This is a genomic window from uncultured Pseudokineococcus sp. (assembly GCF_947495735.1).
GTDB lineage: Bacteria > Actinomycetota > Actinomycetes > Actinomycetales > Quadrisphaeraceae > Pseudokineococcus.
In genome coordinates this window covers 80180-105801 of the sequence record NZ_CANMAA010000013.1, presented here as the reverse complement: position 1 = coordinate 105801, position 25622 = coordinate 80180, and the positions used below count along the sequence as shown (strand labels likewise).

The window sequence follows — 25622 nt, the reverse complement described above, 5'->3', positions numbered from 1 at the left end:
GGGGGGGGGGGGGTGGGGGCGGGTGGGGGTGGGTTGTTGGGGGCGCTGGGGGTGGGGTGTTTGGGGGGGGGGGGGCCGGGCGGGGGGTGGGGGGGGCGGGGGGGGGGGGGGTGGTGGGGCGGGCGGGGGGGGGGGGGCGCCGCCCGGGGGCCGCCCCACGGCGCTGACGTCCGACCCCTCAGGGGCGCCCGAAGCCGAAGGGGATGGGGATCGGGCCGCAGCAGCAGACCCCCTGGACCCGCTGGTGGGGGGTGAGCAGCGCCACCGCCTGCCAGCAGGCCGCGAAGCGCACGAGGGAGGGGAGCACCGCCCCGGGGAGCCCGCGGTCGAGCAGGGACCGGCGCACGGCCTGCGAGCACGAGTCGCCGCCGTGGGCGACCCGGTGCGCGCAGCTGTACCCCTTGCGGGGGGAGATCCGCCGCTGGTACCAGGCGATGGCGCGGTCGGCCAGGCGGGTGGCGGAGCCCACGGCGCTCACCTGCTCGACGCCGCTCGGCCGATCACGACGGGCGGCTCCGGACTGCACGGGCTCAGGCTCATGCGGCGATGGTGGGCCACGCCCGGGGATCGCGCGCGTCCGCGCCTCTCGCGCCCGACCGACCCCCGGTGCGGCCCCGAGTCCGCGGACGGTGCTCGCCACGCGGGGGCGAGGGGCACGGACGGCGCACCTCGGTGGTCGCGGCCGCCGCCCGCCGAGTGGTGACCCGCTGGGGCAGCCCGAGCCGCAGCGCCCTGTGGCACGGTGCGCGCGTGGACGTCACGCGCCAGGAGGACCTGAGGGAGCGCAACAGCGCCGCCCTCCTCGCGCGGGTGGCCGCCGCGCCCGAGCCCCCGTCGCGCGCGTCGCTGGCCGCGGCGACCGGGCTGACCCGCACGACCGTGTCCGCCCTCGTGGACCAGATGCTCCTCGCGCGGCTGCTCGAGGAGACCGACCCGCCCGGCCCGGCTCGCGGGCGCCCGGCCCAGCGCCTGCGCCTGTCGGGACGACGGGTGGCCGGGCTCGGCGTCGAGGTCGGCGTGCGCCACCTGGCCGCGGGGGTGCGGGACCTCTCCGGGGCCACCCGGGTCCTGCGCGTCGTGCCGGGGGACCAGCGGGGCGCCCCACCGGAGCAGGTCCTGCGGGGCGCGGCCGAGCTGGCCGAGGAGGTCCTCGCCGCCGCGGCGGACCAGGGCCTGGAGGTCGTCGGCGCGGCGTGGGGGCTGCCGGGCCTGGTGGACGCGCGCGCGGGCGTCGTCCGCCTCGCGCCCAACCTGGGGTGGCACGACGTCGACGTCCTGGGCCGGCTGCGGGGCGGGGCGACCAGCGCGACGGCGGGGGCGCTGCCGACCGCCCTGGAGAACGAGGCGGCCCTGGCCGCGCTCGCGGAGGCGTGGTCGGTGGGGGAAGGGGCGCCGGCCCCGCGGAGCTTCCTGCTCGTCTCCGGGGAGGTCGGCATCGGCGCCGGCGCCGTCGTGGGCGGGCGGCTGCTGCGGGGCGAGCACGGGTGGAGCGGTGAGCTGGGGCACGTCGGCGTGGACCCGGGCGGCCCGGTGTGCGGGTGCGGGGCGACCGGCTGCCTGGAGGTCTACGCCGGTCAGGACGCCGTCCTCGCCGCCGCGGGGCTCGACCCGGACGGGAGCACCGCCGCGGAGGGGGGCGGCGCGGGCGCGGTGCTCGCGCGCGCCGCCGGCCGCGGCGAGGAGCGCGTCCTGCGCGCGCTCGCGGACGCCGGGCGCGCCCTCGGCGTGGCCGCGTCCTCGGCGGTCAACGTGCTCGACGTCGACGCCGTGGTCCTCGGGGGCGTCTACGCCCCCCTGGTGCCGTGGATCGGCCCGCCGCTGCGCGCCGAGCTCGCGCGCCGGGTGCTGCGGGCCCGCGTCCTGCCGGTCGAGGTGCGCGCGGCGCGGCTCGGCGCCGACGCCGTCGTCCTGGGAGGGGCGGCTCGCGTGCTGCAGGGAGTGCTGGAGCGGCCCGGCGAGCTGCTGGCGACGGCCCTCCCGGCCGCGGCGCGCCTGCCTTGAGCCGCGCCGACCGGACCCGGTGAGGCGCAGGCGGGTGGTGCAGGGGGACCCGCGCGCGTCGGCGCCGGGGCCAGTGCCACGGTGTGCGCCGTGCACGAGAGCCCGCCGGCGTCCCCGCCCCGCCCCGGGGGGTCGTCCCCAGCACGTCGCCGGGTCCGGCGCGGGCGCCCCGGGCGCGCCGTCCGCGGCGCCGGCAACCCCGCGCTCGTGGTCGTCGGGGGGTTCACCGCGGCGTCGGCCGTCGGGACGGCGCTGCTGTCGCTGCCGCTCGCGACGGCGTCGGGCGAGCGGGCCCCGCTGGTGGACGCGCTGTTCACCGCCGTCTCCGCGGTCTGCGTGACGGGGCTGGTCACCGTGGACACCGGCTCGTACTGGTCGGGATTCGGGCAGGCGGTCGTCCTGCTGCTGATCCAGGCTGGCGGGTTGGGGATCATGACGCTGGCGACCCTCCTCGCCCTGCTGCTGCGCCACCGGCTGGGGCTGCGCGCCCGCCTCGTCGCGCAGACGGAGACCAAGACGCTCACGGGCGCCGACGTCCGCCGGGTGGTGCGCCGCGTCGTCGTCTTCAGCCTGGCGTGCGAGGCCGTCGTCGCCGCGGTGCTCACGGCGCGGTTCGCCACCACCTACGACGAGGGCGCGGGAGAGGCGCTGTACGACGGCGTCTTCCACGCGATCTCGGCGTTCAACAACGCCGGCTTCTCCACCAACGCCGACAGCCTCGTCGCCTACGCGGGCGACCCGTGGGTCATCGGGCCGGTCTGCCTCGCCGTCGTCGTCGGCGGGCTCGGCTTCCCGGTCGTCTTCGAGCTGCTGCGCTCCTGGCGGCGCCCGTCGACCTGGTCGGTGCTCACGCGCATCACCGTGTGGATGACGGTCGTGCTGCTCGTCGTCGGGACGGTCGGCGTCCTCGTCGCCGAGGCCCGCAACCCCGCGACGCTCGGCGCGCTCGCGCCCGAGGACAGGCTCCTCGGCGCCCTCACCGCGTCGGTCATGGCGCGCACCGCGGGCTTCAACAGCGTGGACGTCGGCGCGATGCTCCCGGAGACCCTCTTCCTCACCGACGTGCTGATGTTCATCGGGGGCGGCAGCGCCGGCACCGCCGGCGGCATCAAGGTGACGACGTTCGGCCTCCTGGCCTTCATCGTGTGGGCCGAGGTGCGCGGCGAGCCGGGCGTCGTCGTCGGCCGCCGCCGCGTGCCGGCGGCCACCCAGCGCCAGGCGCTCTCGGTCGCGCTGCTGGGGACGGCGCTCGCCGTGGTCGGCACGTCCCTGCTGCTGGACCTGTCCGACGTCAGCCTGGACGCGGCGCTGTTCGAGGCCGTCTCCGCCTTCGCGACCGTGGGCCTCTCGACGGGCATCACGGCCGACCTGCCGACCAGCGCGCAGCTCGTGCTGGTCGCGCTCATGCTCGCGGGCAGGGTGGGGCCGCTCACCCTCGCCACGGCGCTCGCCCTGCGCGAGCGCACCCGCCGGACGCAGTACCCCGAGGAGAGAACCATCGTTGGCTGACCGCCTGACCCCCGTCGTCGTGTTCGGGCTGGGCCGCTTCGGCACCGCCCTCGCCCTGGAGCTCGTCCGGCGCGGTGCCGAGGTGCTCGCGGTGGACCGCGACCCCGTCGTCGTGCAGCGGCTCGCGGGCCACATCGGCCAGGTGGTGGTCGCCGACTCCACCGACCGGGAGGCGCTGGAGGAGCTGGGCGCCCAGGACTTCGACCGGGCCGTGGTCGCCATCGGGAACGACCAGCACGCGAGCATCCTCACGACGGCGCTGCTGGACGAGCTCGGCGTGGAGAGCATCTGGGCCAAGGGGCTGGACCGCCAGCACGCCCGCATCCTGCGCCGCGTCGGCGCCCACCACGTCGTGCTGCCCGAGGAGGAGATGGGCCAGCGCGTGGCCCACCTGGTCTCCGGGGAGGTCAGCGACTACCTGCAGGTCAGCCGCGACTGGGTGCTGGCGACCGCGCGCCCGCCCCAGGACCTCGTCGGGGTGCCGCTGGGGGAGAGCGGGCTGCGCCGCCGCCACCGGGTGACCGTGGTCTCCGTCAAGCCCGCGGGCGCCGAGGAGTTCACCTACGCCGACGCGAGCACGACGCTCACCTACGGCGACGAGATCCTCCTCGCGGGCCGCACCGCCGACGTCGACCGGTTCGTGCGCTCGCGGTAGCGGGACCCGTGCCGCTGGGCAGGCAGGCCCTCGCGGTGCGACCAGCGGCCGCTGGTGTCCCTGCGCGCCGTCGCGGGTTCCTCGTCAGAGACCGGGGATGAGATCGCTGAGAGCTGACCGCCCGCTGCGCACCGCGGGCCGGGGGAGCGCAGCGGTCGTGGTCGCACGGCCCTCGGCGGTCCAGCGGACGAGGGTGCTGGACGGATGCGGTTCCACCGCAGCATCGGTCGTACGTCGACTCGGCGGTGAGGGCTCGGTCCCTCTTCGGAGGGGCCGGGCGCTTCTGCGTCCCGTGCACGCTGAGTGACTTCCGCGACGACTTGCGTGTGCTGCTGGCCCCGGTGGAGTACCTTCCCGCCGACGAGCAGCGGGTCGCCGCTGCCTGACGAGCAGGACGGCCGATGCGCGAGGTCTTCACCACAGCAGCCGCAGTGATCGCTCTGGCGCTCGCGCCTTCAGCGGCACTGGCGGCGACGCCGACGGCGAGCGTCCTGGGCGGCAAGGTGATCGCGAACGGCAGGTCGGCCCAGGTCGAGTTCCAGCTCACCTGCCCCAAGGGCGAGCGCTGGTACGGGGAGTCGGGCGTCTACGCGGTTCCCGACGAGGTGCCGGTCCTCGATCCTGACCAGGCGCCCGAGTACTTCATCCCTGCGTTCGGGCGAGCGTCGGGCACCTGCACGGGCAAGGCGCAGAAGGTGAAGATCAAGGTCGACACCCCAGGAAGCGGTTCCGGATTCCCGGAGACTCTTCCGACCAACTGCAACGCCACTCATGACGCTCGATTCATCGGTGACAGCTTCAGGATCGTCGTGTCGGGTTCGTCAGACGGCGGCCCGCGGCTCTGCTTGCGCTGACTCCTGACCCGCCGCAGACCTCGAGATCACAGCGCCCGGTTCCTCATGGAGGGGCCGGGCCTTCTCGTGCATCGTGGTCGCGTTCGCCGCGCGGTGGGTGAGTCGGACCGTCGGGCACCCCCGAGGCCGATCCTCTGCGGTCAGGCGCTGAGCACCTGCTCGTAGTGCTCCACGACGGGGAACGGGTCGTAGAAGTGGTGCAGCAGCCGGCGCCAGCGCTGGTACTCGGGCGAGCCGCGGAAGCCGACGGTGTGGTCGTCGAGGTGGTCCCACTCGACCAGCAGCAGGTAGGTGCTGGTGCGCTCCAGGCACCGAGACAGCGTCAGGCGCCCGAAGCCGGGCATGCCCGCGATGATCGTCTTGGCCTCCCGGAAGGCGTCCTCGAACGCGTCTTCCCGCCCGGGCTCGACCGACAGCAGCGCGTGCTCGAGGACCATCCCGCGATCATGGTTCACGGCGCTCCGGCAGGAGATCTCGTGGGCACCAGCTGCTGGCTGCGCAGCAGGCGGACGGGGCCGGCGGCCCCGGCGGGGTCGTCCTCGGCGCTCACGAGCGCACCGTGCCACCACTCGTGGTTGCCACCAAGCGGTCACCAGACCAGCCAGGGGGGCCGGCTGTCCCGACCGACGTCGGCGCGCGAGAAGCGCGGCCGTCTTCCGTGCTCAGCGCCCGCTCATCGGGGGAGGGCGGCGCGCACCCGGTCGGACAGCGTCGTGGCGCCGTCCCCCTCGAGGTGGGCCAGAAGAACGGGACGCCCGGTGATGGACAGGGCGAGGGCCTCGCTGGTGCCGGTGACGAGGGCGCCGCTGCCACCGGTCCAAGGGCTGTCGGTGGCGACCAGCGCGAGGCCGTCGAGCCGACCCCGGGGGAGGAAGCCGGCCCTCCGGGCGCGCGGTGTGGTGAGGAAGTCCAGGACGCGCGCCCAGTCGGAGACCGGTGGGGTGGTGGTGATGGCGAGGGGGATGGCCACGTCCCGCAGGTGGATGCAGGAGTCGGTGAAGGGGCCGCCGAGGCCGACCCCGGGCGGGGCGAGGGCGGTGCTGCTGCGTCGGCGGAGGGTCTCGACGAGCCGGTCCACGGGCTGGTCGGCGTAGGAGCGCGCCAGCCGGTCGGAGGTCTCGCCGGCGCGGCCCCGGTCGCGCAGGACCTCGCGCAGGAAGCCGGGGAAGCTGAGGTCCAGCGTCATGACGAGGTGGCCCAGGACGTCGCGGCACCGCCAGCCCGCGCACAGGCTGGGCGCGTCGAGCTGGTCGTCGTCGAGGCCGGCGAAGAGATCAGCGACGGCTCGCCGGTTGGCGGTCGTGCGGGACTGCACGTCATCGGGCATGCCGCTGACGATCGCAGAGAGGTGGACGTCCTCCCCGGCGTCTGCGACGAGGTCCGCACCCCGGTGGCCAGGGGCCCGGCGTCGATGCGCGCAGCGCTGCGAACACCTCGGCCGCGGTGGTCGGAGGGTGCGCGGTCGGGCCGGCCGTGCTGGTGCCGGTCTCGCTCGAGCGCCGTCACGACTGCGCGGGCGCTCAGCCGGTGCTGGACCAGGTGTCGGTCTGGACGTCAGCGACGGCGCACACCTCGGCGGCGAGGCGCTGTGCGAGCCGGTCGAGCTCGGCCTGTCGTCCCGCGGCCTGCGGGGAGGGGCGCCTGACCCACGGTTCAGGGTTCTCGTCCTCCCACCTGCGCTGCCAGGCCCTGAGGTCCTCGACGAGCTCGGCGGGAAGGCCGGGGAAGTGCGCGGGGGAGAGCATTCCCTGCCGGCCCGCGCCCCACCGACCCCACACCGGCCACTCGGCCCCGTGGTCGGGGAAGACCCGGACCAGCAGGCGCCCCGACCTGTCGTCGTGATGCACGCAGCGACGCTACGACCGTGAGCCGGTAGCTGACGGTCGTCCTCGAGACGCTCGAGCGCGGGGCGCACCCTCCGGCAGGACGGCGAGATGCGGCTCAGGAGCGCGGCGGGCAGGTGCTCTCGCGGACGACGAGGCTGGTCGCCAGCTGCAGGTGCTGGGGCGGCCCGGAGCCGGCTCCGGGGACCGCGGGCTCCTCGAGCGCGGCGTCCAGGGCCATCCGCACGGCGTGCGCGGCCATGTCGGCCAGCGGCTGGCGCACCGTGGTCAGGGGCGGGGAGAGCACCTGGCACAGCGACAGGTCGTCGAACCCGACGACCGAGAGGTCCTCGGGCACGCTCACGCCCCGCGACCGGGCCTCCTGGTAGACGCCGGAGGACTGCACGTCCGAGCCCGCGAACACGGCCGTGGGCGGGTCGGCGAGGTCGAGCAGCGCGCCGCCCTCCCGGCGCCCTCCCTCGGGCGAGAAGTCGCCGAAGCGCACCAGCGCCTCGTCGACCGGGACGCCGGCCCGGCCCAGCGCCGCGCGGTACCCCTCGACCCGCTCCTGGCTGCACGCCAGCGCCGGGTCGCCGCTGATGACCGCGATGCGGCGGTGGCCGAGGTCGAGCAGGTGCTGGGTGGCCGCGAGCCCGCCGCTCCAGTTCGTCGCCCCCACCGTCGGCAGCTCGGGGTCGCGGCTGCCGACGGGGTCCAGCAGGACCAGCGGCGTGCTCAGGCGGCGCAGCTCGGCCGCGGCCTCCGGCGCGGGGTTGGAGACGACGAGGACGACGCCCGCCGAGCGCCGCCCCTCCAGCCGCGAGAGCCAGCGCCCTCCGCCGGCCCGGCGGCCGTGGACGGCGGTGACCACGAGCCCGGCCCCGGCGGCCGCTGCCCCCTCCTCCGCACCCGCCAGGACCTCGAGCGCGTACGGCGAGTCCAGGTCGGAGAGCACCAGCTCGACCAGCAGCGCCCCCTCGCGCCGGCGCTGCGCCCCCGGGCCGCGCCCGCCGCGCCGCTGGTAGCCCACCGCCCGGAGCGCCTGCTGCACGCGGTCGCGCGTCTCCGGCGCGACGTCGCCCCGGTCGTTGAGCACCTTGGAGACCGTCGGCTGGGAGACCCCGGCCGACCGCGCGACGTCCGCGAGGGTGGCCCGGGCCGGCGGCGCCGCGAGCCCGGGAGCGGCACCGGACGCGACGTCCCGCACGGCCTCCGGGTCGCTCGGGAGGTGAGCGGGGGTCTCGAGGCGGGGCACGGCGTGACCGTAGCGAAACTTTCGGGCGCGAGGGCAGCGGCCCGCGGACGCCGGAGGGCCCGCACCCGTGCGGGTGCGAGCCCTTCGCGGTGGGTCGCTGTCAGCTGGTGAGGCGGCGGCTGACCGTGATGGCGCGGGTGACCATGTGGTCGAGCGCGCCGTTGGTGACGTCGCCGACCGGCTCGTCGTTGCCGGCGCCCGTGACGTGGCCGACGCCGTAGGGGTTGCCGTCGACGAACTTCGAGCCGTCGGTGTAGCCCGGGGTCACGACGATGCCGCCGAAGTGGTGGATGGTCGTGTACAGGCTGAGCAGGACGGCCTCCTGGCCGCCGTGCAGGGTCTGCGAGGCGGTGAAGCCCGCGTAGACCTTGTCGGCGAGCTCGCCGTTGGCCCACTGGGCGCCGAGGGAGTCGATGAAGACCTTGAGGCGGCCCGCGATGTTGCCGTAGCGCGAGGGCGTGCCGAAGAGGACGACGTCGGCCCAGGTGATGTCCTCGGCGGTGGGCTGCTCGGGGCGCTCGACGGAGCCCTCGGCGCCCGCGGCGTCCTCGCGGCCGACGGCGCGCAGCCGGACCTCGGCGCCCTGGGCCTCGGCCGTCGCGGCCAGGCGGCGGGCCATCGTGTCGATGGTGCCGGTCATGGAGTAGTAGACGATCGTGACCTTGGTGTCGGCCATGGGTCCTCCTCGGGTCGCGGGCGGTGTCGTCCGGGCGCGCTCCCAAGTAGGTGAACGCTGGACTACCTCCAGGGTAGACGAGCGCGGCGACGACCGCGCCCCTGTCGCCCCGTCGTGCGGGAGACGTCCTCCGGACGGGCGCTCGTCGGCTCCCCGCGGCGGCGGCTGAGGGCCACGCCCGCGCTGGCCCCGCTGACCAGGACCAGCGCGACGAGCTCCACGGGGGTGAGGCCCTGGCCCAGCACGACCAGTCCGGCGAGGGCCGCCGCCGCCGGCTGCAGGCTCATGAGGACGCCGAAGACGCGGGTGGGCAGCCGCCGCAGCGCGGCGAGGTCGGCCCCGTACGGCACGACCGAGGACAGCACGGCGACGGCGCCGGCGGCGAGCAGCAGCTCGGGCCGCTCCAGGACGACGAGCGCCCCGCCGATCCCGAACGGCGCCATGAGCAGCGCGCCGGCCAGCAGGGAGACCGCCAGGCCGCCGGTGCCCGGCACGAGTCGCCCGACGCGGGCGCTGGCGAGGATGTAGCCCGCCCAGCACCCGCCCGCCGAGGCGGCGAGGACGAGGCCGAGGACGTCGAGGCCCCCGCCGGCCCCGGCGTCCCCGAGGGCCCCATCACCCAGGGCCCGGGCGCCGAGCAGGACGACGCCCGCGAGGGCGAGCGCCGACCACAGGACGTCCTGGGCGCGGCGCGCCTGCAGGACGGACAGGACGAGCGGCCCCAGCAGCTCGACGGACACGGCGACGCCGAGCGGCAGGCGCTCGATCGAGAGGTAGAACAGCCCGTTCATGCCCGCCATGGCGGCGCCCAGCACCGCGCACCCGCCGAGGGCCTGCCACGACCACCGGTGCACGCGCGGCCGCAGCAGCGCGGCCAGCAGGGCGCCCGCGAGGAGCAGCCTCAGCAGCACGGTCCCCGGTGCGCCGAGGGCGGGGAACAGGGTGCTCGCGATGGCGCTGCCGAACTGGACGCTGCCGATCGAGGCCGCCATCAGCAGCGGGGCCGGCACGCGGTCGACGGGGCCCAGGGCCGGCGGCGCCGCTGCGGGCGCCGCCGGGCCGGGCGTCGAGGAGGTCACCGGGGCTTCCTACCCCGTCCGGCTCCCCGGTCGGCGTGCGGCCCTCAGGGGCGGGGCGTCTCCCCGTCGTCGTCCGAGGTGTCGGCGGCCGCCTCGGGGCCGTCGACGGCGGACCCGCTCGCGGGGGCGTCCGGCGCCCCGCCCGCGGAGGTGCCCGGCGCCTCGCCGGCGGGGGCGTCCGCGCTGCCGTCCGCCGGGGCGCTGTCCTGCGGCGAGCCCGGGGACCACGGCTGGTCGCGCTCGTCGCCCGAGGCGTCGAGCCCGCGCAGGTAGGCCTCGAGGTCGGCCGCGAGCTCGTCGCCGTCCGGCATCTCGTCGGCCGGCAGCGACGGGGAGAGCAGACCGGGGCCCTCGAGCGCGCGGCCGGCGAGGACGGCGTCGTAGGTGTGCTCCATCGCGGTCACGGCGCTGCGGGTGTCCTCGTCACCGGCCACCTGCCGGTCGACCTCGACGAGCACGTCGCGCGCGGCGTCGTGCAGCGAGCCCGTGGGCAGCTCTAGGTCCGCCGTCTCGGCGAGCGCCTCGATCAGCGCCACGGCGGCCGGGGGGAACTCGGCCTGCGCGAGGTAGTGCGGCACGTGCGCGGTGAAGCCCACGGCGGGGACCCCCGCCTGGCCGAGCCGCTGCTCGAGCAGGGCGCCCATGTGCCCGGGGACCTCCACCTCGCCGATCCAGCGGGGACGGCCGGCGATGAGCGCGCGGTCGGTGGCGTGCGGGGTGAGCCCGACCGGGCGGGTGTGCGGGGCCGCCCACGGGATGCCGTGCAGGCCGACGGCCATGCGGACGTCGAAGCGCTCGACGAGCAGGCGGACCGCCGCGGCGAAGCGCTCCCACTGCAGGTCGGGCTCGGGCCCCGAGAGCACCAGGAAGGGCGTGCCCGCGGCGTCGCGGACGGCGTGCACGAGGATCTCGGGCATCACCACGGCGTCGAAGCGGTCCGTGCGGAACGTCATCCGCGGGCGGCGGTCGCGGTAGTCGACGAGCTGGTCGGCGTCGAAGCGCGCCACCGGCTCGGACTCGAGCTCGTCGAGGATCGTGCTGATGGCGAGCGAGCTCGCCGAGCCGGCGTCGACGAAGCCGCGCAGCGCGTGGACGAGCACCGGCCGCTCGCCGGGGGTGAGGTCGGAGGTCTCGTAGACCTCCACGAGGTCGTGGGGATCGAGCATGTCCGGGACAACGCGGGAGCCGCCGCGGACCATCCCCACCGGGTCCGGCCGGCCCCCTCGAGCGCTCCGGCGCCACCCGCCCGGGCGCGTCGTCGCCGCCGACGGGCCTCCGGGAGGGGCGCCGGGTGCGTCGCGGCCGCAGGCCGCCCCCGAGGCGCCGCCGGGCGCCGGTCGCCCTGCCCGCGCCACCGCGCGACGGCAGACTCGACGGCATGGACGACAGCGCACGCCAGGTCCCCCCGTCGGACGACGCCCGCCCCGGTCCCCGTCCCGAGGCCGTCGAGGCAGGTCGGCCCGACGCCGCCGAGCCCGCCGTCGGCCTGCGCCTGGAGGCCCGGCGGGTGACGTCGCCGCTGGCCCACCACGGCGAGGGCCCGGTCTGGGACGAGCGGGCGGGCGCGCTGCGGTGGGTCGACATGCTGCGCGGCGACCTCCTCTCCTGGCGGCTGCCGCAGGGGTGGGACGGCGAGCCGGCCGACGACGCGGCCGTGGAGCGCGACCACCTCGGCGACGTGCTGGCCTGCGTGCGCCCCCGCGCCGGCGGCGGCCACGTCCTGGCGCTGGAGCGCTGCTTCGCCCTGCTCGACGACGGCGACCTCGGGCGCGTCCCTCCCCGCCTGCTGCCCGAGGTCTGGGCGGACGACTCGGTGCGCTTCAACGAGGGCGCGTGCGACCCGAGCGGGCGGTTCTACGTGGGGTCCATGGCCTACGACCAGCGCGAGGGCGCGGCCACGCTCTACCGCCTCGACCCGGACCTGTCGGTGCATCCCGTCCTGACCGGCGTCACCGTCTCGAACGGGCTCGCGTGGACGCCCGACGGCTCGGCCGCCTACTACCAGGACACCGCGACGGCGGGCCTCGACCGCCTCGTCCTCGACGACGCGGGCGAGGTGGTCGAGCGCTCCCGGGTGCGCGAGGTCCCCGAGGACCTCGGCCACCCGGACGGCCTCGCCGTCGACGAGGAGGGGTGCGTCTGGTCCGCGCTCTTCGGCGGGTCGGCCGTCCACCGCACGTCCCCGGACGGGGAGCTGCTCGCCGTCGTCGACGTCGGCGCGCGCCAGGTGACGGCGTGCGCCTTCGGCGGGCCCGACCTCGCGGACCTGTTCATCACCACCTCGGCCGAGGGCTACGACCCCGACGGCGACGACGACGACCCGCTGGCGGGCGCGCTGTTCTCCGTCCGTCCCGGCGTCCGCGGTCTGCCGGTGCTGCCCTTCGCGGGCTGAGGCGCGGCCCTCGCGGGCCCGGACCCGGCTCGGGCGCGGGGGAGGGGCCGCCGTCCCGCGTAGAGTGCCTCCCGACGGCCGACGGGTCGGGCAGGGCGCTCCGGGTCACCGGGGGCGCCGGCGCCCGAGGTCCCGGCCGGTGCGCGGCGCCCCGCCGCGCGCAGCACCGCTCGTGGCGCGGACCCCTGGCGGGACCGCGCCCACCGACCCCGAGAGGCCGGGTGCCCGATGATCGTGCTGGTCGGCGCCCACGCCGTGGCCGCCCTGCTCGCCCCCCTCCTGGTGGGCCTGCTCGGCCGACGGGCCCTCGTCGTCCTCGCCCTCGTGCCGGCGGCGTCCCTGGCGTGGCTCGTGGCGCAGGCCGGCGCCGTCACGGCCGGGGCCGAGCGCGTCCACGTCGTGCCGTGGGTGCCGTTCCTGGACCTCCAGCTGGCCCTGCGGCTGGACTCCCTGGCGCTCGTCCTCGGGCTGCTCGTCACGGGCGTCGGCGCGCTGGTGCTCGCCTACTGCACCTCCTACTTCGAGGACGGCGAGGAGGGCCTGGGCCGCTTCGCCGGCGTCCTGGTCGCCTTCGCGGGCGCGATGCTCGGTCTCGTCCTCGCCGACGACGTCCTCCTGCTCTACGTGCTGTGGGAGCTGACGACCGTCTTCTCCTACCTGCTCATCGGGCACCTGACGGAGCAGCGCAGCAGCCGCCTGGCGGCCATGCGGGCGCTCGTCGTCACCACCTTCGGCGGCCTGGCCATGCTCGTGGGCCTGGTCGTCCTCGCCGAGCGCGCCGGCACCTACCGGCTGTCGGAGATCGTCGCCTCCCCGCCGGCGGCCGGCGCCGCGACGACGACCGGGCTCGTCCTGGTCCTCGTCGGCGCCCTGTCGAAGTCGGCCATCTGGCCCTTCTCGCTGTGGCTGCCCAGCGCCATGGCCGCGCCCACGCCGGTGAGCGCCTACCTGCACGCCGCCGCGATGGTGAAGGCGGGCGTCTACCTGCTCGCCCGCCTCGCGCCGGGCTTCGCCGACGCGCCCGGGTGGCACCCGCTCGTGCTCGGCCTGGGCGGCGCGACGATGCTCGTGGGCGGCTACCGCGCCCTGCGGCAGTACGACCTCAAGCTGCTCCTGGCCCACGGCACGGTCAGCCAGCTCGGCTTCATGACCGTGCTCGTGGGAGTCGGGGGCCCCGACGGCGCCCTCGCCGGGCTCGCCCTGGTGTGCGCGCACGGGCTCTTCAAGTCGACGCTCTTCCTGTCCGTGGGCGCCATCGACCACGCCACCGGCACGCGGGACCTGCGCCAGCTCTCCGGCGTCCCGCGCCGGCTGCCGGTCGTCACGGGCGCCGCGCTGCTGGCCGCCGCGTCGATGGCGGGCGTCACGCCCCTGGCCGGCTTCGCCGCCAAGGAGAGCGCCTTCGACGCCCTGCTGCACCGCGAGGAGGGCTGGGCGACGGTCGCGCTCGTCGTCGTGGTCCTGGGCTCGGGCCTGACGGCGGCGTACACGATCCGCTTCTGCTGGGGCGCCTTCGCCGCCAAGGGCCGCGCGGCCACCGACGGCCACCCGGTGGGCGCGTGGCTGTCCGTCGCCCCCGCCGTCCTCGCGCTGGCGAGCGTCGTCGTCGGCGTGGCCACCGGGCCGTGGGAGCGCCTGCTCGAGCCCTACGCGGCGTCCACGGGCGGCGAGCCGGAGGTGCACCTGGAGACCTGGTACGGCCTCTCGCCGGCCTTCGGCCTCAGCCTCCTCTCGATCGCGCTGGGCGCCCTGCTGTTCGCGGGCCGCCGCACCGTGCTGCGGGTGCAGGCGCTCGCGCCGGTGCTCGTGGACACCGAGCGCGGCTACGGACGCCTGGTGCGCCTCACCGAGCGCCTCGCGGTGGAGACGACCGGCGCCACCCAGCGCGGCTCGCTGCCCGCCTACCTCGGCGTCATCTTCACCGTCCTGGTCCTCGGCCCCGGCCTCGCGGCCGCCCTGTCCGGCGCGTGGGACCTGCAGGTGCGCTGGTGGGACTCGCCCGCGCAGCTCGCGACCGGGGTGGTCGTGGGGGCGGCGGCCCTGGCCGCCGTCCGCGCCCGACGCCGCCTGAAGGCCGCCGTGCTCCTTGGCGTCACCGGCTACGGCGTCGCGCTGCTGTTCGCCCTGCACGGCGCGCCGGACCTCGCGCTCACCCAGGTGCTCGTCGAGACCGTGAGCCTCGTCGTCTTCGTCCTGGTGCTGCGGCGCCTGCCCCCGTACTTCTCCGACCGTCCGCTGGCGCGCAGCCGCTACGTGCGAGCGGCTCTCGCCGTGGCCGTGGGCGGCGCCGTCAGCGCCGCGGGCCTCGTGGCCGCCGGCGCGCGCACGGCCGCGCCCGTCTCCGGGCCCTTCCCGCAGCAGGCCTACGACGAGGGCGGCGGCCGCAACGTCGTCAACGTGATCCTCGTCGACATCCGGGCGTGGGACACCGTCGGCGAGCTCTCGGTCCTGCTCGTGGCCGCCACCGGCGTCGCCAGCCTCGTCTTCCTCGGGCACCGCTTCGGCCACCTGGACACCGAGGAGGGCCGCGACGCCGCCTCCGTGCCCGCCGCGTCCTACGCCTCGGCGTCGGCGGCCGCCGCCGCGGCGCGGGCGCCCGAGCCCGCGGACGCCGCGGTGCCCGACGCCGGCGAGGAGAGCGCGCCCCGCAGCTGGACGCTCACGGCCCCCTCGCTGCCCGCCGAGCGGCAGTCGGTGATCTTCGAGACGGTGACGCGGCTGACCTTCCACACCGTCGTCCTCTTCTCGCTGTACCTCCTCCTCGCCGGGCACAACCAGCCCGGCGGCGGCTTCGCGGGCGGTCTCGTGGCCGGGCTGGCGCTGATGGTCCGCTACCTGTCCGGAGGACGCCGCGAGCTGGACCGGGCGGCGCCCGTGCCCGCCGGCCTGCTCCTCGGCTCGGGCCTGTTCCTGTCCGCCGGCGTCGGCCTGGCCGCCGCGCTGCTGGGCTACACGCCCCTGCAGGTCGCGGTGCGCGACCTGCACGTGCCGGTGCTGGGTGACATCCACCTGGTCACCGCCCTCTTCTTCGACCTCGGCGTCTACCTGCTCGTCATCGGCCTCGTCCTCGACGTGCTCCGCAGCCTCGGCGGCGGCGTCGACGCCCACATCGAGGCGGACGCCGCGGCGCACCCCGGCCGCAGCGCCGCCCTGTCCGTCTCGGGCGGGCTGGGCGGGTCGGGCGTCAGCAGCGGGCCCGGGGACGGCGACGGGGGCGAGTCGCCGGGCGGCGGGGCGACCGACGACGTGCGCGCCGCGGCGGCGCGCGCCGCCGCACCGCGGGGGGACGCCCGGTGAGCCCCGCGCTGGCCCTCGTCGCCGTCGTCTTCGTCCTCGTGGCGACGGGCGTCTACCTCGTGCTCGAGCGCAGCCTCACGCGCGTGCTCGTGGGCGTGATCCTGCTGAGCAACGGGATCAACGTCCTGTTCCTGGTGGCCAGCGGACGGGCCGGGGCGCCGGCCCTGGTCGGCAGCGCGGCGGACTCGGAGATGAGCGACCCCCTGCCGCAGGCCATGGTCCTGACCGCGATCGTCATCACGCTGGGGCTCACGGCCTTCCTGCTCGCCATGGCCTACCGCAGCTGGCAGCTGCACGGGCACGACGAGGTCCAGGACGACGTCGAGGACCGCCAGATCCGCACGAGGGCGGGACGCGACGAGACGTCCGGCAGCTACGACCCGGACGACGAGGAGACCCCCGTGGAGGAGCGCTCGGAGGACCGCCGCCGCGCCCACGCGAGCCCCGCGCCCGCGGACGCCCCGGCCGACGGCCGTGCGGAGCGGCGCGCCCGGCGCAGCGCCGCGCGCGGCGAGGAGCGCCGCGCGCGGGGCCGGGGGGAGCGGCCGTGACGGGCGCGGTGGTCGCCGCGGCGGGCCTGCTCGCCCAGGCGGTGGCCCTCGGCGGCGCGGACGGCCCCGACGGCGCCCAGGGCCGGGGCCTGCGGGCCACCCAGGGCCAGGTGCTGGAGTGGCCGACCCTGGTGCCGCTGCCCGTGCTCGTGCCCCTGGTGGCCGCGGGGCTCGCCCTCGCGCTGGCCCGGCACCGGCGCGCGCAGGCCGCGGTCAGCATCTCGGCGCTGGCCGTCGTCCTCGTGACGGCGGTCGCCATGCTCGTCGCCGTCCAGGACGTCGGGACCCTCGTCGTCACCGTCGGCGGCTGGCCGGCCGACGTGGGCATCTCCCTGGTGGCCGACCAGCTGTCCACGCTCATGCTCAGCGTCTCCAGCGCGGTGACGCTCGGCGTCCTCGTGTACTCGGTGGCCCAGGGCGCCGCGGACGGCGACGACGGCGCCCCGGTCGCGATCTTCCACCCGACCTACCTCGTGCTGTCCGCCGGCGTCTCCAACGCCTTCCTCTCCGGCGACCTGTTCAACCTCTACGTCGGCTTCGAGATGCTGCTGGCGGCGAGCTTCGTGCTCCTGACGCTCGGCGGGACGAGCGCGCGCATCCGCGCCGGCTCCACGTACGTCGTCGTGAGCATCACCAGCTCGCTCGTCTTCCTCGTCGCCATCGCCCTCGTGTACGCGGCGACGGGCACGGCCAACCTCGCCCAGCTCCCGGAGCGCCTGGACGCCCTTCCCCCCGGCGTCCAGCTCGTGCTGCACCTGTCGCTGCTCGTGGCGTTCGGCATCAAGGCCGCCGTCTTCCCGCTGTCGGCGTGGCTGCCGGACTCCTACCCGACCGCCCCGGCCCCCGTCACCGCGGTGTTCGCGGGCCTGCTCACCAAGGTCGGCGTCTACGCCATCATCCGGACGCAGACGCTGCTGTTCCCCGACGGCCGCCTGGACGACGTCCTGCTCGTCGTGGCCCTCGCCACGATGGTCTTCGGCATCCTCGGAGCGGTGGCGCAGAGCGACGTCAAGCGGCTGCTGTCCTTCACGCTCGTCAGCCACATCGGCTTCATGGTCTTCGGCATCGCGGTGGGCTCGGTGGTGGGGCTCGCCGCGGCGGTCTTCTACGTCATCCACCACATCACCGTGCAGACGACGCTGTTCCTGGTGCTCGGCCTCGTCGAGCGCCGCGGCGGGACGACCTCGATGGACCACCTCGGCGGCGTCGCCAAGCTCTCGCCGCTGCTCGGGGTCCTCTTCTTCGTGCCGGCGATGAACCTCGCCGGCATCCCGCCGCTGTCGGGCTTCCTCGGCAAGGCGGGCCTCATCCAGGCGGGGGTGGCCGACGGCGGCGTCCTGCCGCTCGTCCTCGTGGGCGGCAGCGTCCTGACGAGCCTGCTCACGCTGTACGCCGTCGCGAAGGCCTGGAACCGCGCGTTCTGGAGCCGCCCGTCCACGGTGGACCGCGAGGAGGAGACGCGCGCGCTCGAGGAGGACGTCCCCGACGCGTCGACCACGCTGTCCGGCGTCGGCGAGGTGCAGCAGCGCCGGGACGCCGTCGAGCGGGCCCAGGGCTCGGTCGCCCCGCCCGAGGAGGACGGCGAGCACGTCGCCGCCGGCGCGCTGACGGGCGTGGAGATCGACCCCGAGCGGGCGCCGGTGGAGATGACCCGCGTGCCGCGGGGGATGGTGGCGCCCACCGCCGCCCTGGTGGCGCTCGGCCTGTCCCTGACGGTGCTGGCGGGGCCGCTGCTGCGCGTGGCCGAGGACTCGGCGGCCGAGCTGCTCCAGCGGCGCCCCTACGTGCAGGCCGTGCTCGGCCAGCCGGCCGCCGACCGGGTGTCGGCCCCCGCCGTCGAGGACCTCCCGGGGAGCGGGCGGTGACGCGCGCGCGCCGGGCCGTCGTCCAGTGGCCCGTCCTGGTGTGGACGGCACTGGTGTGGGTCCTGCTGTGGGGCGACCTGTCGGTCGCCAACGTCCTCGCCGGGGTCGTCCTCGGCCTGCTCGTGGTCCTCGTCTTCCCCCAGCCGCCGCTGCGCTTCCCCGGCGCGGTGCGCCCCGGCGCCCTGGTGCGGCTGCTGGTCTCGTTCGTCGTCGACCTCGTCCGGGCGTCCCTGGAGGTGGCGGTGCTCGTCCTGTCCCGCCGCACGCCCCTGAGCTCGGTGCTCGAGGTGCACCTGCGCACGGCGAGCCTGTCCCACCTCACCGCCACCGCCGAGCTCATCTCCCTCGTGCCGGGCAGCGTGGTCGTCGAGGTGCGCCCGGGCACCCAGAGCCTGTTCGTCCACGTCCTCGACACCCCGGACCGCGAGGCGGCCGAGGGGGAGCGCCGCCACGTGCTCGAGGTCGAGGAGCGGATCGTCCGGGCCTTCGGCACGGCGGAGGAGGTCTCCGACGTCGAGAGCGGGGACGCGAGCGGCATGGGCCGCCACCCCCGCCCGCCCGTGCGGCGCCGCGTGGCCGCGGGGGGCCGGCGCGCCGGGCGCACCGCGCGCCCGGGGGAGCCGGTCCACGAGGTCGGCGAGCCCGGCGAGGACTCCGCGCGGCGGCGGGCTCCCGACGACGACGCCGCGCACCCGCGGGAGCGGGCCGACCACCCCGACGACCGGCAGGAGGACCGGCGATGAGCGCCCTGGCCACCCAGCTCGGCGTCACGGGCCCGACCTCGGTGCTCGTGCTGCTCGCCGGCGCGCTGCTGCTGGCCGCCGCGGGGTGCGTGGTCGCGCGCGCCGTGGTCGGCCCGACGATCCTCGACCGGGTCGTCGCGCTCGACGCCCTCGTCGTCGTCCTCGTGGCCGGCTTCGGCCTCCACGCGGCGGTGACCCGCAGCACCGCGACGCTGCCGATCCTCGTCGTCCTGGCGCTGGTGGGCTTCGTCGGCTCGGTCTCGGTCGCCCGCTTCGCCGCCAAGGACACCCAGTGAGCCCGGCGGAGGGGCCGCTCGGCACGGTGCTCGACGTGCTGTCGGCCGTGTGCCTGGGCGCCGGCGTCCTGCTCGCGGTCGTGGCCGCCCTCGGCGTGCTGCGGCTGCCCGACGTGCTCACCCGCCTGCACGCGGCGGCCAAGCCGCAGGCGCTCGGCGTCGTGCTGGTCGCGATCGGGGTGGCGCTCGCCGTGCGCACGCCCGCGGCGTTCGGGGTGGTGACCCTCGTCGTCGTCTTCCAGCTGGTGACGGCGCCCGTGGCCGCGCACATGGTCGGCCGCGCCGCCTACCGCACCGGCAAGGTCCGTCCCGACCTGCTGCTGCTCGACGAGCTCGGCGACCTCGCCCCCGGCGAGGCGCCCGAGGGCGGCATGCCCGAGGCCGGCGCCGCGTCCGCCGACCAGGACGCCGACCGCCCCGCCGAGCCGGGCGACGCCCGCCCGCGCACCTAGCCGGGCCTCGCGCCGAGCCGGTGTCAGGGGCGCTCGACCACCGGGCCCACGGACGAGGTCGCCAGTCGCAGGTCGGTCAGCGACGGCGAGACGCCGGGCAGGACGCGGACCCGCAGCGCCGTGACGTCGTGGACGCCGCCGGCGTCCCGCTGGTCGTTGACGACGAGCGACATCGCCGAGCGGACGCCGAGAAGCGTCGTCCTCGCGGCGTCCGTCACCGGCGGGGCCACGGAGCGCACCGTCGCCCCGAGCGCCGCCACGACCCCCGTCGGGCCGAAGAGGCCGGCCTGGAGATCTCTGACGACGACGGCGGTCACCAGGCCGGCGACGTCCGCCGGGACGCCCAGCGAGAGGAGGCCGATCAGCCTGACCTTCGCGGTGCCGGCCAGGACGCTGCTGACGGGCGCGTCGAGCGTCAGCAGCGGGACTCCCAGCAGCGCCACGTCGACGGTCACCCTCGCCGCGCGGAGGGCGGTGTCCACCGCGGCCTGCACGCTCGCGGCCCACTGCTCCACGAGCGCCGCGGTGCGGGCGGCCACGTGGTCGACGAGCGCCTGGTCGAGCACGAGCTCGGTGGAGGGAGCGCGGCCGTTGAGCCCGCGCTGGCCCGCGAGCAGGCGGTCGAGGTCGACCTCCACCGTGCCCGCGCCCATGTCGACGACGACCTCGGTGCCCGCGCCGAGCCGGGCGGACAGCAGCGGCTGGACGGCGGCGGCCACGTCGACGTGGACCTTGACGGTCGTCGGAGCTCCCGCCAGGCCCGCCACGCCCTGGATCGCGGTCACCAGCCGGCCCTCGAGCGCCGTCACCGACGTCTGGGCGTTCGACGCGGCTCTCACCGCGCTCTCGCGCAGCGCCGCCACGGTCGGCGTGCTCTTCACCAGGCGCAGCCCTGCGATGCCGTAGTCGCGCACCGGGGCGGCGCCGGTCTCGTCGCGCAGGCAGCCGTCGAGCATCGCCGTCGAGGCGAGCGCGCCCACCTGGAGCCGGACCCCCGCCAGGGACGCGACGCCGGGCGCGAGGGCCGCGAGGTCGAGGGTCGCCGGGTCGGGGAGGCTGCCGTCCGGCACGGACCCCGCGCCGCCGGTCGTCCGGACGACGCCGCCGTCGGTCACCGCGCCGGTGGCGGCCGCCGCCTCGCCGTCGCTGGCCGCACGGGCGTGCTGCTGGAGCAGGCCGACCTCCTGGCCGGGGGCGGGCAGCACGAGGGCGGACGCCACCTGCGTGCTCACGGCGGACCGGACGGCTGTCACCGACAGCGGTGCCGCGTGGGCGTCCGGGCCGACGGGCGGAGCCGTGGACGGCTGGGCCGTCGCGGAGGTGCCGACCTCCCCCGTGTGCGTGGTCGAGACCCCGGAGAGCGCCGCCAGCGGGTCCAGGGACGTCCCGAGCAGGGAGCCGGAGAGCATGCGGCTGCTCGCCGTCGAGGAGTACCGGTGCGCACGGGTGCAGTCCCGCACCCCGCGGACCAGCGAGGACCGCACGTGCTCCTGGTCGAGCCACGAGGCGTCGGTGAGCGCCAGCAGGGGGAGCGCGGCGGCGGAGCCGTCGTCGTCCGGACCGACGGCGCGGTCCACCGCGGGCAGGAGCGCGACGACGACCGCGAGGGCGCCGGCGCCGGCGAGCAGCCGGGCGCGGGAGCTGCCGGGGCCGCCACGACGGGAGCGGGTCACGAGGTCCTCCGACGGGTGACGGTGCGGGCGAGGCGGCTCAGGAGGAGACCGCCCGCGACGGCGGCGGCGGCGAGGGCGAGCGCGGGCAGCGCGTCGAGGCCCGTGCGCGCGAGGCGCTGGGGCAGCGGCGAGGCGAGCACCGTCTCGAGGAAGCCGGCGCCCGCGGTCGACGTGGCGCCCCCGGAGCCGGCACCGCCGCTGCCGTCGCCGGCGTTGCTGCCGCTACCGGGTGTGCCGCCGCCGCCGCCGCCGTTGCTGCCGGGGCCGCTGCCGGGGGTGCTGCCGCCGCCGCCGCCGCCGTCGCCACCGGGGCTGCCGCCGCCGCTCCCGTCGCCGGCGGGGCTGTCGCCGCCGGGGCCGGTGCCGCCGCCACGACCGCCGCTGCCGTCGCCGCCGGTCTCGCCGGGGTCGCTGCCCTCGCTCCCGTCCTCGTCGGGGCTGCCGCCGTCGCTTCCGTCACCGCCCGGGCCGGGGCCCGGGTCCCCGCTGGGAGCCGGCTCGGGCACCGGGTCGATCTCGTCGCCCTGCGCCGTGACGCTCATGCCGAAGAAGGACCTCGCGCCCTGCAGCTCGTCCGGCGCGCTGCGCGGGAGGACGAGGCACAGCAGCAGCCGCTCGCCCTGCGCGGGGGTGATCTTCCGCGCCGGGATCACGAGCTCGGTGGGGATGTCCCTGAGGGGGTCGGGTCGAGCAGCACGCGCTTGTCCGAGGCGCACGTGGGCAAGGGGTCGGAGAGGGAGTGCACCTGCTCGTCCACGCCCTGCCACGGGACCGCGCAGCTGCGCAGCACAGCCACCAGCCCCTTGTCGTGGTCGACCATGGCGCCGGACGAGACGATGCGCAGGGTGAGGTCACCCTCCGGGGCGCCGGCGATGTCCGCGGCGATCCGCCAGTTGACGCGGCTCCCCGGGTACATGCGGCTGAGGGCCTGCGGGTTGACCGTCGACTCGACCCGGAGGAAGTCGCGCTGCTCGCGCGTTCCGGACGCCGACGCCGGAGCGGCGCCGAGGAGGAGCAGCGCGGCGGCGAGCAGGGCGGCGCCCGCGGACCGGCGGCTCACGCCCGCACCTCGACGGCCTCGCGCTGCGGCCACGAGACGACCACGGCCAGGCCGGCGACGAGCAGCGTGGCGACGCCGAGGACGAGGGGGCGCTGCGCCCCCTCCAGCCAGCTGCCGAGGTGGGGTGACGACCACACGACGCGCCCGACCCGGGTCACCTCGTAGGGCGCCGGGTCGAGCGAGTCGTTGGCGTCGCCGCGCAGGACGAGGACCGCGCCCCCCGGGACGGCCGGGTCGGCGGAGGTCTCGACGACGCGGTGGGTGATGGGGAGCTTCCCCTCCCGCGTCACGGTGACCACGTCGCCCACGACGACGTCCGCCGCGTCGACCTGCCGCACCACGGCGAGCGCGCCGGTCGGCATGGTCGGCGCCATCGAGCCCGTCTTGAACACCACGAGCGTCGCGTCGAGCACCGTCCCCAGCACGAGCAGCGCCAGGCACGCGCTGCCGAGCAGCGCCCCTGTCGTGAGGGCGGCCTCCCGCAGCCGCTCCGTCGTCCGTCCCATCACGTCCCCCGGTCGTCCTGTCCTGCGCGTGCGCCGTCTCGCCCGGCCCCGGTCTCCCGGCTCAGACGGACTGGCTCGTGAAGGACCACACGGGGGTGGCGCCCTTGCCCCGCAGGGAGTCGACGTCGGGCGACCCGCCGGGCAGGGTGATGGCGAAGCACAGGTCGACGGGCTCGCCGGCCTGGCCGTCGGGGCCGGGCTCGAGCGTGAAGGCGCTGGTCGACGAGTCGTCAGCGGCCGTGGTCGGGGTGCCGGTGCCGAGGGGGCTGCTCGTCACCAGCGGGACGCCGCTCTGCGTCGCCGAGTCGAAGGCGGCGTCGCCGCAGGCGTCCCGGGAGACGCCGCTGCGCACCGAGTAGCGCAGCGCGTCGAAGAAGGCCCGGTCCCCGCCGACCTCCATGACCGCCGGGGCGAGGTCGACCGCAGCGCCGACGCTCTCCGGGGCCGCGCGCAGCTGCATCGGGGCGTACACGACGTCCCCGGGCGACAGGGAGGTCGCCTCGAGCGGCGAGAAGACCAGTCCGCCCGCCTCGTCCTGCGTCTCCCGGTCGGTGAAGTCCGCCGCGCCGTCGACGCCGTCCCACACGTTCTGCTGGACCTCGAACATGCTCGCGGCCACGCCGTCCACACCGCCGGCGCCGTTGCCGGAGATGAACTCGGTGTCCGTCCAGGCCGCCAGGGTGGCGACCGACCCGACCCCCAGCACCAGGCCGCCGGAGAGGAGCGCCCGGACGCGGCCACGACGGCGTCGGGGCCGCGGGGCGGCGCTGCTCCAGTGGTACTGGTCCGTGGTGGCGGTGGCCGAGACGGCCGGCGCGATGGTCTCCATAGCAGTGAATCCCCCGTGGTGACGGCTCGGGGGACTCTCCCCCGAGGGCGCCGTCCGAGGAGGTCTCGGCACGCGGGGAGCAGGGGTGTGGTCGTTGAAAGATGGATATCCGCCGATCGGCGGAGAGCAGATGTCAGGTCACGAGGTCGAGCAGGCCCCGGAGCGCGGGGATGAGTGCGGGGATCAGGGCCGCGACGAGGCCCAGCACGAGCAGGAGCGCCAGCACGCGCACCCCTCGCGCCGGGCCGCCGTCGGGGTCGCGCAGCGAGCGCAGGACCACGACGTCAGTGAGCGCTCTCGAGGTTGCCCGGGAAGTGGCCCGTGACCTTGCGGAAGTACAGCGCCGCGTTGCGGCGGAAGACCAGCCTGCCGGCGCCGATCACCGCGCCGGACACGACCGCCCACGCGATGGCCTCGCCCCACGAGGTCTCGTCCGACTCGGGGTTGACGGGCGGCTCGTTCCCGACGGCCGTGCGCCACACCGCGGTCAGGACCCTGTTGGCGAGGAGCCCCGAGGCGATGGCACCGCCCGACCCGACCAGCTTCCAGATGGCGTCTCCCATGGACGACAGCCTGCCGTCGCCGTGTCGGGGGGGCAAGCGCGGGGGGCGCATGACGGAGGGTCCCCTGCGCTGACCCGGAGTAGCCAGACGTCCGTGCCTCGGGGGACGATCTGCGCAGACCGCGGTCCGGCGGTCGAGTGGCTCGTCCGCGGTCGACGGCCGGGGGCGGTGAGCGCGCCGCAGCGGCACCCGCCGCGGCGCAGGGGGAGGAGCTCGCATGAAGGTGTTCCGCTGCGGAGACGTCGTCCCCGGGTGCACGAGGGAGCTCGAGGCCGGCGACGAGCAGGAGCTGCTGCGCGCCGTCGGGGAGCACGCGCGCGCCGACCACGGCACCGAGCTCGACGACGCCGCGCTGTCCGCCGTCAGGGCGCAGGTGCGCTCGACATGACGCCCGCGAGCGCCGCTCCGCCATCCCCCGCCCCGGCCCCGGTCTCGGCCTCCGGCGCGCTGGCCGCGGTGCTCGCCCGTCCCGACCTGCTGGGCTGCGCGGTGCAGCCGCTGGTGGACCTCGAGCGCGCGGTCGTCGCCGGGTACGAGGTCCTCGCGCGCCCGGCGCCCCACCTGGGGGTCGGTCCGGCCCCGCTCTTCGCCGTCGCCGCGCAGGAGCCCTGCCTCCTGGAGACCCTGCACGTCCTGGCCCTGCGGACCGCCCGCCCCCTGCTGGCGGGGCTCCCGCCGAACACCTTCCTGACGGTCAACGTCGACGCCAGGGCGCTCGTCGCCCCGGGGGTGCTCGCGGAGCTGCTGGCCTGGGGAGACCTCGGCGGACTCGTCGTCGAGGTCCTGGAGGAGCGGTGGCCGGACGACCACGGGGCGGTGATCGCCGCGCTCGACGCCCTGCGCGCAGCCGGCGCGCTCGTCGCCCTCGACGACGTCGGGGCGGCCTGGGCCGGCCTCTCGCGGGTGCTCGAGGTCAGGCCGTCCTTCGTCAAGCTGGACCGCCACCTCGTCGCCCGGCTCGGCGTCGACCCGGCGGTCGAGGCGACGGTGCGCGCGGTCGGCGACATGGCCGACACCCTCGACGCCTGGGTCTGCCTCGAGGGCGTCGAGACCCGCGACCAGCTGGCCGCGGCGACCCGGCTCGGGGTGCCGCTGGCCCAGGGGTACCTCCTCGGCCGCCCGGCGACGGCGTGGCCGCAGCCCGACCTCGCGGTGGTGCGGGAGCTGCGGCGCTCGGCCGAGCCCGGCGCCGGCCTGGCGGGGCTGGTGCGCGCGCCCGGGGCCGACGACCTCGAGGTCGACGACCGCGGCCGCCCGGTGTCGGTGGGCGCGCCGCTGCCCGACGGGCTCGCCTCGCGCCACCCGGTCACCGCCCTGGGACTGCGCACCGCCCCCCACGAGGCGCTGACCCGGGCGATGGCGCGCCCCGCGCGGGACCGCTTCGCCCCCCTGGTCGTCACGGCGGCCGACGGGCGGGCCGTCGGGCTCGTGCACGTCGACGTCCTGGCCGCTGCGGTGGCCACCGCGGCGGCCGCCGCGCCCGGGGCGGGCTGAGCCCCTCCGTCGTCCTCGTCGGTCCGGGTCCTCGACCCGGGTCCCGTCG

The 25622-nt window shown here is 76.9% G+C and carries 27 protein-coding genes and 1 pseudogene; 13 read left to right on the top strand and 15 right to left on the bottom strand.

From position 1 onward, the window contains the following. Window positions 1-178 precede the first annotated feature (178 nt). Window positions 179-469, bottom strand: a complete 291-nt coding sequence (gene yidD / locus Q0848_RS15525; RefSeq protein ID WP_299039156.1) for a membrane protein insertion efficiency factor YidD — start codon at window positions 467-469, stop codon at window positions 179-181. A 281-nt stretch (window positions 470-750) separates the two neighbouring features. Here yidD and Q0848_RS15520 point away from each other — a divergent pair, with 281 nt between their 5' ends. The 4 genes from Q0848_RS15520 (at window position 751) to Q0848_RS15505 (ending at window position 5019) form a co-directional block, all read left to right on the top strand. After that, on the top strand, window positions 751-2001 hold the full coding sequence (locus tag Q0848_RS15520) for an ROK family protein (RefSeq protein ID WP_299039155.1): 1251 nt from the start codon (window positions 751-753) through the stop codon (window positions 1999-2001). A 207-nt stretch (window positions 2002-2208) separates the two neighbouring features. Next, the gene (locus Q0848_RS15515) at window positions 2209-3510 is read left to right on the top strand and encodes a potassium transporter TrkG (protein WP_366146635.1); all 1302 of its coding nucleotides are present in this window, start codon (window positions 2209-2211) and stop codon (window positions 3508-3510) included. Then, a complete protein-coding gene (locus Q0848_RS15510) occupies window positions 3503-4165 on the top strand; it encodes a TrkA family potassium uptake protein (protein WP_299039152.1) in 663 nt (220 codons plus the stop codon). Before Q0848_RS15515 ends, Q0848_RS15510 begins: the two co-directional genes overlap by 8 nt. Window positions 4166-4566: 401 nt before the next feature. Further along, entirely contained in the window at window positions 4567-5019 is a 453-nt protein-coding gene (locus tag Q0848_RS15505) for a hypothetical protein (protein WP_299039150.1), read from the top strand. 140 nt (window positions 5020-5159) lie between these two features. On the opposite strand, the gene Q0848_RS15500 is transcribed toward Q0848_RS15505, so the two are convergent. The 7 genes and pseudogenes from Q0848_RS15500 to Q0848_RS15470 form a co-directional block, all read right to left on the bottom strand. Then, a complete protein-coding gene (locus Q0848_RS15500; protein ID WP_299039148.1) occupies window positions 5160-5456 on the bottom strand; it encodes an antibiotic biosynthesis monooxygenase in 297 nt (98 codons plus the stop codon). 236 nt (window positions 5457-5692) lie between these two features. Further along, entirely contained in the window at window positions 5693-6346 is a 654-nt protein-coding gene (locus tag Q0848_RS15495) for a maleylpyruvate isomerase family mycothiol-dependent enzyme (RefSeq protein WP_299039146.1), read from the bottom strand. Between the two features lie 193 nt (window positions 6347-6539). Continuing rightward, entirely contained in the window at window positions 6540-6866 is a 327-nt protein-coding gene (locus Q0848_RS15490) for a hypothetical protein (RefSeq protein WP_299039144.1), read from the bottom strand. A 94-nt stretch (window positions 6867-6960) separates the two neighbouring features. Beyond that, window positions 6961-8097 (bottom strand): LacI family DNA-binding transcriptional regulator, encoded by a 1137-nt coding sequence (locus Q0848_RS15485; RefSeq protein WP_299039142.1) that lies wholly within the window; start codon window positions 8095-8097, stop codon window positions 6961-6963. A gap of 100 nt (window positions 8098-8197) precedes the next feature. Continuing rightward, window positions 8198-8773, bottom strand: a complete 576-nt coding sequence (locus tag Q0848_RS15480) for a flavodoxin family protein (protein ID WP_299039140.1) — start codon at window positions 8771-8773, stop codon at window positions 8198-8200. Window positions 8774-8835: 62 nt separating this feature from the next. After that, window positions 8836-9852, bottom strand: coding sequence for a DMT family transporter (locus Q0848_RS15475; protein WP_299039138.1), 1017 nt, complete (start codon window positions 9850-9852; stop codon window positions 8836-8838). Window positions 9853-10118: 266 nt separating this feature from the next. Then, window positions 10119-11018: pseudogene (locus tag Q0848_RS15470) on the bottom strand (PAC2 family protein); the annotation flags it as partial. A gap of 212 nt (window positions 11019-11230) precedes the next feature. Between Q0848_RS15470 and Q0848_RS15465 the strand changes: the two are divergent. The 7 genes from Q0848_RS15465 to mnhG all read left to right on the top strand — a co-directional run bounded on the left by Q0848_RS15465 (window position 11231) and on the right by mnhG (window position 19448). Then, the gene (locus Q0848_RS15465; protein WP_299039134.1) at window positions 11231-12244 is read left to right on the top strand and encodes an SMP-30/gluconolactonase/LRE family protein; all 1014 of its coding nucleotides are present in this window, start codon (window positions 11231-11233) and stop codon (window positions 12242-12244) included. Between the two features lie 228 nt (window positions 12245-12472). Next, a complete protein-coding gene (locus tag Q0848_RS15460) occupies window positions 12473-15541 on the top strand; it encodes a Na+/H+ antiporter subunit A (RefSeq protein ID WP_299039131.1) in 3069 nt (1022 codons plus the stop codon). Further along, entirely contained in the window at window positions 15538-16092 is a 555-nt protein-coding gene (locus Q0848_RS15455; protein WP_299039129.1) for a Na(+)/H(+) antiporter subunit C, read from the top strand. Before Q0848_RS15460 ends, Q0848_RS15455 begins: the two co-directional genes overlap by 4 nt. A gap of 113 nt (window positions 16093-16205) precedes the next feature. Continuing rightward, window positions 16206-17957 (top strand): Na+/H+ antiporter subunit D, encoded by a 1752-nt coding sequence (locus tag Q0848_RS15450; protein ID WP_366146634.1) that lies wholly within the window; start codon window positions 16206-16208, stop codon window positions 17955-17957. Beyond that, complete coding sequence (locus tag Q0848_RS15445) at window positions 17954-18700, top strand: Na+/H+ antiporter subunit E (RefSeq protein ID WP_299039124.1); 747 nt, start codon at window positions 17954-17956, stop codon at window positions 18698-18700. Before Q0848_RS15450 ends, Q0848_RS15445 begins: the two co-directional genes overlap by 4 nt. Continuing rightward, window positions 18697-18996 carry a monovalent cation/H+ antiporter complex subunit F gene (locus tag Q0848_RS15440; protein WP_299039123.1) on the top strand — a complete coding sequence of 100 codons (300 nt, stop codon included), beginning with the start codon at window positions 18697-18699 and terminating at the stop codon, window positions 18994-18996. Before Q0848_RS15445 ends, Q0848_RS15440 begins: the two co-directional genes overlap by 4 nt. Next, complete coding sequence (mnhG, locus tag Q0848_RS15435) at window positions 18993-19448, top strand: monovalent cation/H(+) antiporter subunit G (RefSeq protein ID WP_299039121.1); 456 nt, start codon at window positions 18993-18995, stop codon at window positions 19446-19448. Before Q0848_RS15440 ends, mnhG begins: the two co-directional genes overlap by 4 nt. A 23-nt stretch (window positions 19449-19471) precedes the next feature. On the opposite strand, the gene Q0848_RS15430 is transcribed toward mnhG, so the two are convergent. The 7 genes from Q0848_RS15430 to Q0848_RS15400 all read right to left on the bottom strand — a co-directional run bounded on the left by Q0848_RS15430 (window position 19472) and on the right by Q0848_RS15400 (window position 24079). After that, complete coding sequence (locus Q0848_RS15430; RefSeq protein WP_299039119.1) at window positions 19472-21121, bottom strand: choice-of-anchor G family protein; 1650 nt, start codon at window positions 21119-21121, stop codon at window positions 19472-19474. Further along, window positions 21118-21774, bottom strand: a complete 657-nt coding sequence (locus Q0848_RS15425) for a hypothetical protein (protein WP_299039117.1) — start codon at window positions 21772-21774, stop codon at window positions 21118-21120. Before Q0848_RS15425 ends, Q0848_RS15430 begins: the two co-directional genes overlap by 4 nt. Next, window positions 21771-22181, bottom strand: a complete 411-nt coding sequence (locus Q0848_RS15420) for a hypothetical protein (protein ID WP_299039115.1) — start codon at window positions 22179-22181, stop codon at window positions 21771-21773. The genes Q0848_RS15425 and Q0848_RS15420 overlap by 4 nt, the downstream gene beginning before the upstream one ends. Then, window positions 22178-22687 carry a signal peptidase I gene (locus Q0848_RS15415; RefSeq protein ID WP_299039114.1) on the bottom strand — a complete coding sequence of 170 codons (510 nt, stop codon included), beginning with the start codon at window positions 22685-22687 and terminating at the stop codon, window positions 22178-22180. The genes Q0848_RS15420 and Q0848_RS15415 overlap by 4 nt, the downstream gene beginning before the upstream one ends. A 61-nt stretch (window positions 22688-22748) precedes the next feature. Continuing rightward, a complete protein-coding gene (locus Q0848_RS15410) occupies window positions 22749-23516 on the bottom strand; it encodes a SipW-dependent-type signal peptide-containing protein (protein WP_299039112.1) in 768 nt (255 codons plus the stop codon). 133 nt (window positions 23517-23649) lie between these two features. Further along, window positions 23650-23796, bottom strand: a complete 147-nt coding sequence (locus Q0848_RS15405; RefSeq protein WP_299039109.1) for a hypothetical protein — start codon at window positions 23794-23796, stop codon at window positions 23650-23652. A 4-nt stretch (window positions 23797-23800) separates the two neighbouring features. Beyond that, entirely contained in the window at window positions 23801-24079 is a 279-nt protein-coding gene (locus Q0848_RS15400) for a DUF4235 domain-containing protein (protein ID WP_299039107.1), read from the bottom strand. A 217-nt stretch (window positions 24080-24296) separates the two neighbouring features. Between Q0848_RS15400 and Q0848_RS15395 the strand changes: the two genes are divergently transcribed. Both Q0848_RS15395 and Q0848_RS15390 read left to right on the top strand, forming a co-directional pair. Further along, window positions 24297-24467 (top strand): DUF1059 domain-containing protein, encoded by a 171-nt coding sequence (locus tag Q0848_RS15395; protein WP_299039105.1) that lies wholly within the window; start codon window positions 24297-24299, stop codon window positions 24465-24467. After that, on the top strand, window positions 24464-25573 hold the full coding sequence (locus Q0848_RS15390; RefSeq protein ID WP_299039103.1) for an EAL domain-containing protein: 1110 nt from the start codon (window positions 24464-24466) through the stop codon (window positions 25571-25573). Before Q0848_RS15395 ends, Q0848_RS15390 begins: the two co-directional genes overlap by 4 nt. Window positions 25574-25622 lie beyond the last annotated feature (49 nt).

Excerpts from the sequence above, each read along its gene's own strand:
- Q0848_RS15495 (WP_299039146.1), bottom strand. The coding sequence starts at position 6,346 with ATGCCCGATGACGTGCAGTCCCGCACGACCGCCAACCGGCGAGCCGTC.
- Q0848_RS15400 (WP_299039107.1), bottom strand. The coding sequence starts at position 24,079 with ATGGGAGACGCCATCTGGAAGCTGGTCGGGTCGGGCGGTGCCATCGCC.
- Q0848_RS15390 (WP_299039103.1), top strand. The coding sequence starts at position 24,464 with ATGACGCCCGCGAGCGCCGCTCCGCCATCCCCCGCCCCGGCCCCGGTC.
- Q0848_RS15465 (WP_299039134.1), top strand. The coding sequence starts at position 11,231 with ATGGACGACAGCGCACGCCAGGTCCCCCCGTCGGACGACGCCCGCCCC.
- Q0848_RS15500 (WP_299039148.1), bottom strand. The coding sequence starts at position 5,456 with ATGGTCCTCGAGCACGCGCTGCTGTCGGTCGAGCCCGGGCGGGAAGAC.
- Q0848_RS15440 (WP_299039123.1), top strand. The coding sequence starts at position 18,697 with ATGAGCGCCCTGGCCACCCAGCTCGGCGTCACGGGCCCGACCTCGGTG.
- Q0848_RS15480 (WP_299039140.1), bottom strand. The coding sequence starts at position 8,773 with ATGGCCGACACCAAGGTCACGATCGTCTACTACTCCATGACCGGCACC.
- Q0848_RS15415 (WP_299039114.1), bottom strand. The coding sequence starts at position 22,687 with ATGGGACGGACGACGGAGCGGCTGCGGGAGGCCGCCCTCACGACAGGG.
- Q0848_RS15505 (WP_299039150.1), top strand. The coding sequence starts at position 4,567 with ATGCGCGAGGTCTTCACCACAGCAGCCGCAGTGATCGCTCTGGCGCTC.
- Q0848_RS15460 (WP_299039131.1), top strand. The coding sequence starts at position 12,473 with ATGATCGTGCTGGTCGGCGCCCACGCCGTGGCCGCCCTGCTCGCCCCC.
- Q0848_RS15410 (WP_299039112.1), bottom strand. The coding sequence starts at position 23,516 with ATGGAGACCATCGCGCCGGCCGTCTCGGCCACCGCCACCACGGACCAG.
- Q0848_RS15395 (WP_299039105.1), top strand. The coding sequence starts at position 24,297 with ATGAAGGTGTTCCGCTGCGGAGACGTCGTCCCCGGGTGCACGAGGGAG.